Source organism: Nocardiopsis sp. TNDT3 (assembly GCF_003427465.1).
Classification (GTDB): Bacteria; Actinomycetota; Actinomycetes; order Streptosporangiales; family Streptosporangiaceae; genus Nocardiopsis; species Nocardiopsis dassonvillei.
Genome location: NZ_QPFC01000207.1, coordinates 1 through 9,888 on the forward strand (window position 1 = coordinate 1; position 9,888 = coordinate 9,888).

A 9,888-nucleotide genomic window follows, 5' to 3' on the forward strand; every position below is an offset into this window, starting at 1 on the left:
CGCCCGGGTCCGCACGCCGCGCACCCGGGCGGCCGGCCCCCGTGGGTCTCAGGAGAAGGAGCGCATCCGCAGCAGCTTGGTCGCGGTGGCGGTGTCCGTGGGCCCCTCTCCGAAGGAGGGGCACAGACGGGCCAGGCCGCAGGCCCCGCACGCGGGCTTGCGGGAGTGGCAGACCCGGCGGCCGTGCCAGATGACGCGGTGGGAGAGCATCGTCCAGTCCCGGCGCGGGAAGAGCGCGCCGATCTCGTGCTCGACCTTGACCGGGTCCTCCTCGTCGGTCCACCCGAAACGACGGACGAGCCGCCCGAAATGGGTGTCAACAGTGATACCGGGCACATCGAAGGCGTTACCGAGCAGTACGTTTGCGGTCTTTCGCCCTACACCGGGTAGTTTGACCAGGTCGGAGAGTTTCCTCGGAACCTCTCCACCGTGCCGTTCGCACAGTTCCTGCCCGAGCCCGATGAGGCTGTTGGCCTTGGCCCGGAAGAAGCCGGTCGAGCGGATCATCTCCTCCAGCTCCTCCCGCCGCGCCGAGGCGTAGCCCTCCGCGTCGGGGTAACGGGCGAAGAGGGCGGGGGTGACCTGGTTGACCCGCTTGTCCGTGCACTGGGCGGACAGGATCGTCGCGACCAGCAGCTCCAGGGGGGTCGTGAAGTTCAGCTCGCAGTGGGCGTCCGGGTACAGCTCGATGAGTTCCCGGTACATCCTGCGGGCGCGGCGGACCAGCGCGAGCCGGCTCTCACCGGTGGGCGTGGTCGTCGGCTCGGTCGCGTCTGGTGTGTCACGGGGCATCATCACAGGGTAGGCGTCCCGGTGACGGGGCGGACCGCGGCCCGGCGGCCGTGCTCACGCGGCCGTCGCGAGCGGGTCCGCGCCACTGTCGGCGGACGGGGCTATGTAACCAATGTCCGGTGGCGCGGCGCGGACAGCCCTGGTACAGAACTGATGACGGCTAGGATCGCAGGGGCTGACGTCGGCTGTTGTGGGCAGTTGTCTCTCGGCGGACAAGCCGGGATCACGACCTGGTTTCACACCCGGGTGCGGTATACGTCACACTGTTGGCGGTCAGGTTTTAGGAGGACGTGTGGTGGACGAGATCAACGAGGTGCTGCGGAAGGCCCCTCTGTTCGAGGCGCTGGACGAGGAGGACACGGCCGCACTCCGCTCCTCGGTGAACGAGGTGCGTCTCGGCCGCGGCCAGACCCTGTTCAGCGAGGGCGACGAGGGCGACCGCCTGTACGTCATCCTCAGCGGGAAGGTGAAGCTGACCCGCACGGCCGTGGACGGCCGCGAGAACCTGCTCGGGGTGCTCGGCCCCAGCGAGATGTTCGGCGAGCTGTCGCTGTTCGACCCGCGCCCGCGCACCGCGAGCGCCGTCGCGGTCACCGACTCGGTGCTCGCGGGACTGGGCCACGACGACCTGCGCCCGTTCCTGTCCAGCCGCCCGCAGGTGTCGCTCCAGCTACTCAAGGCGCTGGCCGCCCGCCTCCGCCGGACCAACGACGTGATGGCCGACCTCGTCTTCACCGACGTGCCCGGCCGCGTCGCCAAGGCTCTGCTGGAGCTGGCCGACAAGTTCGGCAAGGAGGGCGAGGACGGACTGCACGTCCACCACGACCTCACCCAGGAGGAGCTCGCCCAGCTGGTCGGCGCCTCCCGTGAGACGGTCAACAAGGCCCTCGCCGAGTTCGCCCTGCGCGGCTGGCTGCGGATCGAGGCCAAGGCCGTCGTCCTGCTCGACGTCGAGCGGATGCGCCGCCGGGCCCGCTAGACCGTGTCCCTCGGGCGGGGACTCCCGGGGGCGCTGACGTTCGCGCCCCGTGCCGGGGCTCCCCGGGCCTGAACGCTGTGTGGCCGCTCCCCCCTGCCGGGTGGGCGGCCACAGCCGTGTCCGGAGCCGTCCGCGCCCGGTTCCCGGTGCCCCCGGGTCCGGGGGGCCGCCACGAACCGGGCCCGGGGCCGGGAGAGCGCTCGCCGACTAGTTCTCGACGCCCTTGGGGAGTTCGCCGCGCGCCGCGAGGTAGCGCAGCTGGGCGCGCACCGACGAGGCCGCCGCGAACCGGATCTGCTCGGTGACGTCGGGGTAGACGCGGTCGACGATCTGCTCGACCCCGGCCGCCCCCGCGCGCACCGCGTCCAGGACCTGCCCCAGGCGCGACTCGCGGTGGTCGACGTAGGAGTCCAGCACCGTCGCCGGGGCCGTGATGATCGGGCCGTGGCCGGGCAGCAGGGTGCGCACGTCGTGCTCGCGCACGAGGGAGCGCAGCCGGTACAGCGACTCCATGTAGGGGCCCAGCCCGTCGTCGCCGTCGATCACCGTGGTGCCGTGGCCCAGGACGGTGTCGCCGGTCAGGATGGTGTTGTCCGCCTCCACCATCAGGCAGACGGAGTCCTCGGTGTGGCCGGGGGTGGCGATCACCCGTACCCGAAGGCCGTCGGCCTCCAGGACCTCTCCGTCGGACAGGCCGCGTCCGCCGACCCTGGTCCCCGGATCGACCGCGTGCACGGGGGCGCCGGTCAGCTCCGAGAAGTACCGGGCGCCCTCCCCGTGGTCGGGGTGGCGGTGGGTCACCACGGCCATCAGCACCTGGGCGCCCTGCTCCTGCACGGTCCGCGCCACGCGCTCCAGGTGGCGCTCGTCGTGGGGGCCGGGGTCGACGACCACGACCCCGCGCGCGCCCGGCTCCCGCAGGATCCAGGTGTTGGTGCCCTCCAGCGTCATCGGGCCGGGATTGGGGCACAGCACGCAGCTGGCGCGCAGTGTCCCGGAACCGTCGATCCTCATCGCACCTCGCTTCGCTCGCCGAACCGGACCGGGGAGCGGCCGGGGCCGCCGGCACGCGCGGCCCCGCTGCCCGGCGGCTCCTCAGGGAGTCGCGTCGGGTTTCGGGAGAGGGTAGTCCACCCCGTTCGGCACGAAGACGCGCAACTGGCCGCCGACCTCCCGGACAACCGGCTCAATGGGGACGATATCCCGTCGGGCCTCCCGTACTCCCCGGAGGGTCCGGCAGTCCGCGAGTTCGGCGCAGTTCACGACCGTGGGCGGGAGCATCGGCATCCGGCCCGCCTCCCACTCGCCGTGGACGGCGGCGGGGTCGGTCCACCGGGTGAGGTCGGCCTCGCCGCCCACGTCGCGCGAGGCCTGCCCCGGAGGCAGCTCGGCCGCGAAGAACCAGGTGTCGTAGCGGCGCGGCTCGGCCCTCGGGGTGATCCAGCGCGACCACGCGCGCAGCCACTCCGAGCGGAGCACGAGGCCGCGCCGGGCCAGGACCTCGGTGAAGGAGTGGGAGCGGTCGATCAGTCCCAGCCGGTCCCGCTCCCACTCCTCGGAGGAGGTGTCGGGGGTGATGGCCTCCCCGCCCGCGCGCCCGGGTTCGCTGGCCAGCAGGACGCCGGTCTCCTCGAAGGTCTCGCGGACCGCGGCGCACACCAGCGCCCGGGCCGTGCGCACGTCGGTGCCCAGCGTGCGCGCCCATTCCTCGGGGCCGGGGCCGGTCCAGGGCAGGTCGCCGTCGGCGTCGCGCGCGTCCACCCCGCCGCCGGGGAAGACGTAGGCGCCCGGGGCGAACCCCATGGAGCGGACCCTGCGCATGAGCAGGACCTCCATGGGGCCGTCCGCGCCCCCGTCCCGGACACCGCCGCGGGGGCGCAGGAGCATGACCGTGGCGGCCGGGCGGGGCTCGACGGCGCCGCCCGGCGCGGAGCCGCCCGGCGCCGCGCCCCCGTTCCCGGTGCCGTCGCCTGCCGGGACGTCGCGCATCGGCGTACCCTCCTCCTCGGGGACAGAGCGCCGCGAAAAGGGGGTCACCGCACCGGAAGAGGGCGACCCGCTCAGCGGACCTCGACGATCATCTCAACCTCGACCGGCGCGTCCAACGGCAGGGCGGCCACGCCCACGGCGGCGCGCGCGTGCACACCGGCGGCGCCGAAGATCTCGGCCAGCAGGTCGCTGGCCCCGTTCACCACGCCGGGCTGTCCCGTGAAGTCGGGGGTGCTGGCCACGAAGCCGCCCACCTTGACCACGCGGACCACGCCGGACAGCTCGCCGATCTCGGCGCGCACCGCGGCCACCGCGTTCAGCGCGCACCGCGCGGCCAGCTCCTTGGCCGTCTCCGGGGTGACCTCGGCGCCGACCTTGCCCGTAGTGGGGAGCTTCCCGTCCACGAACGGCAGCTGGCCGGACACGTAGACGTGGTCGCCGCTGCGCACCGCGGGCGTGTACGACGCGACCGGCGCGGCCACCTCGGGCAGGGTCAGACCCAGCTCGGCGATCCGCTCCTCGGGGGTGGCCATCACAGCTCCCGCTTCATGTACGCGACGTACTGCTGGTTGCGGGGGTCGGTGCCCTCCGGCAGCGGAGCGGGCACGACGGAGACGAGCTCCCAGCCGTCGGCGCCCCAGTTGTCCAGGATCTGCTTGGTGGCGTGCGACAGCAGCGCCACCGTCTGGTACTCCCACTTGCTCATGCGTCCCTCACCCTTGCTCGCTCACCGGCGGACCGCCCCACGGCGGGGCGCCGCACGTCAACGCCGCCACCTTACTCATCCGCGTGCCCTCCCGCGCCCACCGCGGCACCGCTCCCGACGCCGCTTGGAACGCCCGCATAGACTGCCTGGAGTGAGCGAGAGCGAGCACGGACCGAAGCCTCCGGGGGAGGCCTGCGCGGGAGCACGACTGCACATCGTCACCGGCAAGGGCGGGACCGGCAAGACCACGGCCGCCGCCGCGCTGGCGCTGGCGCTGGCCTCCGGCGGCGCGAGAGTGCTCCTGGTCGAGGTGGAGGGCCGCCAGGGCGTCGCCACCCTCCTCGGCAGCCCGCCGCTGCCCTACGAGGAGCGGGAGATGATGGCCGCGCCCGGCGGCGGCAGCGTGAGCGTGCTGGCGGCCGACGCCGAGGCGGCGCTGCTGGAGTACCTGGAGATGTTCTACGGGATGCGCCGGGCGGGCCAGGCGCTGAACCGGCTGGGCGCCGTGGACTTCGCCACCACCATCGCCCCCGGGCTGCGCGACGTCCTGCTCACCGGCAAGGCCACCGAGGCTGTGCGGCGCCGCCGGGGCGGCCGCCGCAGGTCCGCCGAGGGCGCGCCGACGGCCCCCTTCCACTACGACGCGGTGGTGATGGACGCGCCGCCCACCGGCCGGATCGCCCAGTTCCTCAACGTGAACTCCGAGGTGGCCGGGCTGGCCCGCGTGGGACCGATCCGCAACCACGCCGACCGGGTCATGGAGGTCATCCGCTCGGGGCAGACCCGGGTGCACTTCGTGTCCCTGCTGGAGGAGATGCCCGTCCAGGAGACCCGGGACGGGATCGCCGAAGTCGGCGGGCTGGGGCTCAACGTGGGCGCGGTGCTGGTGAACATGGTGCGGCGGCCGCTGCTGGACGAGGCCGACCTGGCCGCCGCGGCGGAGGGGGAGACGGACCTGGACGCGCTGGCCGCCGGGCTGAAGGAGGCGCGTCTGGATGACGCGCGGGAACTCGCGGCGGCACTGGCCGGAGAACTGCGCGCCCACGCCCTGCGGGTGCGGCTGGAGCGCCGGATGCGTTCGGACCTGGAGGGGCTGGGCCGCCCGCTGCTGGAGCTGCCGCTGCTGGAGGGCGGTGTGGACCGCGCCGCGCTGGACTCCCTGGCGCGGCGGCTGGTCGGGCAGGGGGTGCGGTTGTGAGCGCGGCGGTGGGGGCCGGACGCCTGGACGTGGACGCCCTCGTGGACGACCCCGGTACGCGGATCATCGTGTGCTGCGGCGCGGGCGGGGTCGGCAAGACCACGACGGCCGCGGCGCTGGGGCTGCGCGCCGCCGAACGCGGGCGGCGGGCCGTGGTGATCACCGTGGACCCGGCGCGGCGGCTGGCCCAGTCCCTCGGGCTGGAGTCGTTGGACGACACACCGCGTCCGGTCCCGCTGCCGGAGGGGTCGGGCGGCAGCCTGCACGCGATGATGCTCGACATGAAGCGGACCTTCGACGAGGTCGTCAGGGAGCACGCGGACCCCGAGCGGGCCCGGCAGATCCTGGCCAACCCCTTCTACCAGACCCTCTCCACGAGCTTCTCGGGCACGCAGGAGTACATGGCCATGGAGAAGCTGGGCCAGCTGCGCCAGTCGGGGGACTGGGACCTGATCGTGGTGGACACCCCGCCCAGCCGGTCCGCGCTGGACTTCCTGGACGCGCCCAAGCGGCTCGGCCGCTTCCTGGACGGGCGGCTGATCCGCTTCCTGAGCGCCCCGGCCAGCACGGGGGCCTTCCGGCTGCTCGGCGCCGGGTTCAACCTGGTGACCTCGGCGATCAGCAAGGTCGTGGGAGCCCAGCTCCTCGACGACCTGCGGTCCTTCGTCGCCGCGTTCGACACGGTGTTCGGCGGTTTCCAGAAGCGCGCGGAGCGCACCTACCGGTTGCTCCAGGCTCCGGGGACGGCCTTCGTGGTGGTGGCCGTGCCGGACACGGACGCGATGCGCGAGGCGGCCTACTTCGTGGAGCGGCTGGCCACCGACGCCATGCCGCTGGCCGGGCTGGTGGTCAACCGGACGCATCCGCTGCCCGAGGGGGCGGGCGGGTCCCTGGACGTGCGCGAGGCGGTCGCCGCTGCGGAGGCGCTGGAGCGCTCGGGCACGCGGACGCCGGCCTCGGCGGCCCTGCGGCTGCACGCGGAGAGGGTCCGCACGCGCGGACGCGAGGTCCGGCTGCGGGACGCCCTGCTGGCGGAGCACGGCGGCGTGCGCGTGGCCGAGGTGGCCGCCCTGCCGGAGGACGTGCACGACCTGGCGGGGCTGCGCGACGTCGGCGAGGAGCTGGCGGGCCGGGGCCGGTAGGGCGCTGTCAGCGCTCAGGCCGCAGAGGTGCGCTCGGCGTGCTCGGCCGCGTAGCTGGCGAGGTCGACGCCACCCTCCCTGCGGGCCTCCTCCAGGAGCGGCCCCCAGCTGGTGACGCCGGGGTGCTTGCGCAGCAGGGCGCGGCGCTCGCGTTCGGTCATGCCGCCCCAGACGCCGAACTCGACCCGGTTGTCGAGGGCGTCGGTCAGGCAGTCGGTGCGTACCGGGCACTCCTGGCAGATGAGTTTGGCGCGGTGCTGCGCCGCGCCCTGGACGAACAGCGCGTCGGGGTCCACCCGCCGGCACAGCGCCCTGGTCGTCCACTGGTCGGTCCACATGCCTCTACTCCCCTGTGCGCACCCGGTCCCCGCGCCAGCGGATCCGGTGTCCGGGGCACGCGCGTGCCCCGGCCGGAGGGGAACACCGTGGGCTCCCGCTGCCGCGTGGGGTGCGGTGGTCGACGCCCACCCCTGTTGCCTAGAAGTTACGGATTCGTTCGCCGCGCCAACAGAACCTGATGGACCCCCCTCACGTCTCACCAATATGGCCCGCTCGGGCCATTGCGTGGGGGCCCGGTGGCTCTCCGCATCGGACGGGGTGGGCGTGCCGCGCCGCCGAACCGGTCAGTGCCCGGCCGGCGATAGGCATGAAAAGATGGCATGGGGGCACAGCCCGCGGTACGCGGGTCATTTCCGCGCGTTCGCGCACTATCCGTTCCACATCGGACCACTTCGCACGTACGTGGTCACCTAGTCTGATGGGGTGGGTCAGGGGACATTGCTTCAAAGAATCAGCCAACTGGTCGGCGTCGGCGTCGTCGCTGGACTCCTCGTCGCCGCTCTCGCGCTCCCCGCCGTCGGGGGACTGGGCATCACGGCGCGCAACGTGGCCAGCGGCTTCCTGGAGATGCCCAGCAATCTGGAGACTCCGCCGCCTCCTCAGAGATCGACGATCTATGACAGCGAGGGCGGCGTCATCGCGGAGATCTTCGACCAGAACCGCGAGCTCGTCGAGATCGAGGACGTCTCGCCGGTCATGATCGACGCCATCCTCGCCATCGAGGACGCCCACTTCTACGAGCACGGCGGCATGGACGTGTCGGGCACGCTGCGCGCCGCGCTCCGCACGCTCAGCGGCGACACCCAGGGCGCGTCCTCCATCACCCAGCAGTACGTCAAGAACGTCCAGATCGAGGCGGCCACCACCCAGGAGGAGCTGGAGGAGGCCTCCGAGACGACGATCGCCCGCAAGATCCGGGAGCTGCGTTACGCCGTCGCCCTGGAACAGCGGATGACCAAGGACGAGATCCTCGAGGGCTACCTCAACATCGCCTACTTCAGCGACGGCGCCTACGGGGTCGAGTCCGCCGCGCAGCACTTCTTCCAGGTGCCCGCCAGCGACCTGGAGCTGCACCAGGCCGCCACCATCGCGGGCCTGGTGCGCTACCCCTACCTCTACAATCCCCGCTTCTTCCCCGAGCAGACCACCGACCGCCGCAACGTCGTGCTCGACCGCATGGTGGCCACCGGCGCGATCACCGAGGCGGAGGCCGAGGAGGCCAAGCAGGTCCCGATGGAGGTGGAGATCTCCACCCCGCCCAACGGCTGCGTGCCCAGCGACCAGCCGTTCTTCTGCGACTACGTGGTCCAGGAGATCGAGAAGGACGAGCGCTTCGGCCAGAACGAGACCGAGCGGGCGCGCTGGCTGCGCACCGCCGGACTCCAGATCCACACCACGCTCGACCCGCAGACCCAGGTGTCGGCGCAGGAGGCCGTGGACGAGTGGGTCCCGCGCGAGAACGAGTCCCGCAAGGTGGCCGCCGAGGTGGTCATCCAGCCGGGCACCGGCCACATCCTGGGCATGGTGCAGAGCCGCAACTACGGGCCCGACGAGAGCAAGCTCGGCGAGACCTCCATCAACTTCGCCACCGACGCGGACCGGGGCGGCAGCAGCGGCTTCCAGGCGGGTTCCACGTTCAAGGCGTTCACGCTGGCGGCGGCGCTGGCCGAGGGGATGCCGTTCGGCACCTCGTTCAACTCACCGGCCAGCGTGACCGTCTCCGGGCAGCGCAGCTGTAACGGCGGGACCCTGAGTCCCTGGTCCCCCAGCAACTCCGGCGACACCAACTCCAACACCACGCACAACATGATGACCGGGACGAGGGCCTCGTCCAACACCTACTTCGCCCAGCTCCAGGCGCGGGTGGGCTTCTGCGACGTGATGGAGATGGCCGAGAACCTGGGGCTGCGGCGCGCGGACGGCACGCTGTTCACCGAGAACGAGCGCTCGCTGGCCAACAGCAGCTTCACGCTGGGCAGCGAGGAGGTCTCCCCGCTGCGGGTGGCCAACGCCTACTCGGTCTTCGCCTCGGGCGGGATCCTGTGCGAGCCGCAGGCCATCACCAAGATCATCGACCAGCACGCGCACGAGACGATCGAGATCGAGCCCGAGTGCGAGCGGGTGATCGACGAGGAGGTGGCCGACGGGGTCAGCTACCTGCTGGAGCAGCCCTTCAACGGCGGCACCGCGGCCTCCCTGGGCATCGGCCGTCCGGCGGCGGGCAAGACCGGTACCACCGACGGCTCGGCCGCGGCCTGGTTCGCCGGGTTCACCCCGCAGATGGCCGGTGCGGTCTTCGTCGGCGACCCGCGCGGCCCGCAGCAGTACCCGCTGCGCAACGTCACCATCGGCGACCGGTACTACGGGGTGGTGTACGGGGCGACGATCCCGGGCCCGATCTGGCAGGAGACCATGCGCGGCGCCCACGAGGGCCTGGACGTCGAGCAGCTGCCGTCGCCGCCGTCGCAGTTCGGCTCCACATCGGCTCCGCGCACGGAGGAGGAGGCCAGCCCGGCCAGCGACGACGGCGGCGTGCCGGACGTGATCGGCCGGTCCGAGCAGGAGGCGGTGAGCGTCCTGGAGGCCGCGGGCTACACGGCGAACGTGTCCGCGACCCGGGTCCGCTCCCCCGAGCCCGAGGGCACTGTGGCCGCGGTCAACCCGGACCCGGGGACGCGGCTGCCGGAGGGGGCCACGGTCAACGTGTTCCTCAGCAGCGGCGGCGGGACCGCCAGCGGGCCGG

General features: G+C 72.8%; 10 protein-coding genes. 4 read left to right on the forward strand and 6 right to left on the reverse strand.

What is annotated here, in order from left to right:
- Positions 1–48: 48 nt before the first annotated feature.
- Positions 49–795, reverse strand: coding sequence for an endonuclease III (nth, locus tag DQW06_RS05600; RefSeq protein WP_013156303.1), 747 nt, complete (start codon positions 793–795; stop codon positions 49–51).
- A 301-nt stretch (positions 796–1,096) separates the two neighbouring features.
- On the opposite strand from nth, the gene DQW06_RS05605 reads away from it, so the two are divergent.
- Positions 1,097–1,771 carry a Crp/Fnr family transcriptional regulator gene (locus tag DQW06_RS05605; protein WP_174545788.1) on the forward strand — a complete coding sequence of 225 codons (675 nt, stop codon included), beginning with the start codon at positions 1,097–1,099 and terminating at the stop codon, positions 1,769–1,771.
- A gap of 207 nt (positions 1,772–1,978) precedes the next feature.
- On the opposite strand, the gene DQW06_RS05610 is transcribed toward DQW06_RS05605, so the two are convergent.
- The 4 genes from DQW06_RS05610 to DQW06_RS05625 form a co-directional block, all read right to left on the reverse strand.
- Positions 1,979–2,785, reverse strand: a complete 807-nt coding sequence (locus DQW06_RS05610) for an MBL fold metallo-hydrolase (protein WP_117198091.1) — start codon at positions 2,783–2,785, stop codon at positions 1,979–1,981.
- Between the two features lie 81 nt (positions 2,786–2,866).
- A complete protein-coding gene (locus DQW06_RS05615) occupies positions 2,867–3,760 on the reverse strand; it encodes an NUDIX hydrolase (protein ID WP_117198092.1) in 894 nt (297 codons plus the stop codon).
- Between the two features lie 71 nt (positions 3,761–3,831).
- Positions 3,832–4,293 carry a RidA family protein gene (locus DQW06_RS05620; RefSeq protein ID WP_013156299.1) on the reverse strand — a complete coding sequence of 154 codons (462 nt, stop codon included), beginning with the start codon at positions 4,291–4,293 and terminating at the stop codon, positions 3,832–3,834.
- On the reverse strand, positions 4,293–4,466 hold the full coding sequence (locus DQW06_RS05625; RefSeq protein WP_013156298.1) for a DUF4177 domain-containing protein: 174 nt from the start codon (positions 4,464–4,466) through the stop codon (positions 4,293–4,295). The genes DQW06_RS05620 and DQW06_RS05625 overlap by 1 nt, the downstream gene beginning before the upstream one ends.
- 151 nt (positions 4,467–4,617) lie before the next feature.
- On the opposite strand from DQW06_RS05625, the gene DQW06_RS05630 reads away from it, so the two are divergent.
- The gene (locus tag DQW06_RS05630; RefSeq protein WP_071620987.1) at positions 4,618–5,664 is read left to right on the forward strand and encodes an ArsA-related P-loop ATPase; all 1,047 of its coding nucleotides are present in this window, start codon (positions 4,618–4,620) and stop codon (positions 5,662–5,664) included.
- A complete protein-coding gene (locus tag DQW06_RS05635; RefSeq protein WP_013156296.1) occupies positions 5,661–6,806 on the forward strand; it encodes an ArsA family ATPase in 1,146 nt (381 codons plus the stop codon). The genes DQW06_RS05630 and DQW06_RS05635 overlap by 4 nt, the downstream gene beginning before the upstream one ends.
- Positions 6,807–6,820: 14 nt before the next feature.
- Here the strand turns inward: DQW06_RS05635 and DQW06_RS05640 are convergent, their stop codons facing one another.
- Complete coding sequence (locus DQW06_RS05640) at positions 6,821–7,144, reverse strand: WhiB family transcriptional regulator (RefSeq protein WP_013156295.1); 324 nt, start codon at positions 7,142–7,144, stop codon at positions 6,821–6,823.
- 439 nt (positions 7,145–7,583) lie between these two features.
- On the opposite strand from DQW06_RS05640, the gene DQW06_RS05645 reads away from it, so the two are divergent.
- A partial coding sequence (locus DQW06_RS05645; RefSeq protein WP_117198093.1) for a penicillin-binding protein occupies positions 7,584–9,888 on the forward strand: 2,305 nt, incomplete at its 3' end.